This window comes from Streptomyces alkaliphilus (genome assembly GCF_014141535.1).
In the GTDB taxonomy this organism is placed as follows: domain Bacteria; phylum Actinomycetota; class Actinomycetes; order Streptomycetales; family Streptomycetaceae; genus Streptomyces; species Streptomyces alkaliphilus.
The window spans coordinates 1-1,856 of record NZ_VKHT01000980.1 but is presented as its reverse complement, the minus strand read 5'-3'; the positions used below and the strand labels follow the sequence as shown (position 1 = coordinate 1,856).

Annotated in this window: 1 pseudogene; it reads left to right on the top strand. The window is 75.6% G+C overall.

Annotation, left to right across the window (positions count from 1 at the left end):
* Positions 1-98: 98 nt before the first annotated feature.
* Positions 99-1,856 (top strand): annotated as a pseudogene (locus FNQ90_RS21700) (PD40 domain-containing protein); the annotation flags it as partial.

Here is a 1,856-nt window from a genome sequence, read left to right as displayed (position 1 = left end):
GAAACCGGCCGACACGCGCCCCCGGAGCGCGCGCCCCGTGCCCACCGACTGGTGAAAACACCTGTCGCCACCGGCCTCCGCCTCCTAGGGTGCGAGACGTGACAGCTCCTTCCTATCTGCGATATCCGCATCCGAACGGTGACCTCCTGACCTTCGTCGCCGAGGACGATGTCTGGGCGGCACCGGTGGCCGGTGGCCGGGCCTGGCGGGTCAGCGCCGACTCCGTGCCCGTCTCCACCCCACGACTGTCGCCCGACGGCGCACACATCGCCTGGACCTCCACCCGTGACGGCGCCCCGGAGGTGCATCTCGCCGCCGTGGACGGTGGGCCCTCCCGCCGCCTCACCCACTGGGGGAGCGGGGAGACCGGGGTCCGTGGCTGGCTGCCCGCGACCGGGGACGGCGAGCCGGAGATCCTGGCCATCACGCCCCGGGGCCAGGCATCCACCCGCCGCACCGTGGTCCGCGCGGTGCCCATGGACGCAGGTGCCTCCCGCGTCCTGCCGTACGGTCCCGTCAGCTCCGTCGCCCACGGACCCGACGGGGCCGTTCTGGTGGTCTCCGCCGGCCAGTCCCGGGGCCGGGACGGCGCCCGCTGGAAGCGGTACCGCGGCGGCACCGCCGGCAAGCTGTGGATCGACCGCGACGGTTCGGGGACCTTCGAGCGGGTCCACGCCGACCTGAACGGCAACCTCGAGTGGCCCATGTGGGTGGGCGGACGCATCGCCTTCATCTCCGACCACGAGAACATCGGCGCCCTGTACTCCTCGCTGCCCGACGGCACCGACCTGCGCCGGCACTCCCCGCTGGACGGCGGCTACGCCCGCCAGGCCGCCACCGACGGCGAGCGGGTGGCCTGGATGCGGCGAGGCGAACTGTGGCTGCTGGAGTCCCTCGACGCCGACGGACCCCGCCCCCTGGACGGCATCCGCCTCGCCGGTCGGCGCGCCGACCGCAGGCCCCGGCCGGTCTCCGCCCTTCGTCGGCTGGGCACCGTCGCCCCCGACCACGAGGGGCGCGGCAGCGCCGTGGAGACCCGCGGCACCCTGCACTGGCTGACCCACCGGGAGGGCCCGGTGCGGGCCCTGGACGTCCGTCCGGGGGTTCGCGCCCGACTGCCCCGGGTCTTCCGACCGGCCGACGCCGACGGCGAGTGGGTGCTGTGGGTCACCGATGCCGAGGGCGACGACGCCCTGGCCCTGGCACCCGCCGCGCCCGCAGCCGAGGATGAGGGCGCCCCGCCCCGTCTCCTGGCCCCCGGCGAACTGGGCCGGGTCCTGGACCTGGCCGTGGCCCCCGACGGCTCCCGGGCCGCCGTGGCGACCCACGACGGGCGGCTGCTGCTGGTGGACCTCCCCGACGTCACCGACGTCACCGTGGGCACCGATGCCGCCGATGCCGCCGTTCACGAACTCGACCGCAGCGCCCACGGGGACGTCGACGGGCTCGGCTTCTCACCCGACTCCGCCTGGCTCGTGTGGTCCCACCCGGGGAGCAACCCGCTGCGACAACTCAAGCTCGCCCGGGTCGCCGACCGCGAGGTCGTGGAGGCCACGCCGCTGCGTTTCCGGGACTTCTCGCCGGTCTTCACCCGCGACGGCAAGCACCTGGCGTTCCTCTCCGAGCGCACCTTCGACCCGATCTACGACGCCCACGTCTTCGACCTGTCCTTCCCCGCGGCCTGTCGGCCCCACCTGCTCACCCTGGCGGCGCAGACCCCCTCGCCGTTCGGGCCGCAGCGCCACGGACGCCCCGTGCCCGGCGCCCCCGCCGACCCCGCGCCCGGCGGGGACGCGAACGGCACCGACGCCGAGGCCGACCGCTCCGGGCACGGAGAGGGGGACGAGGGGAAGGGG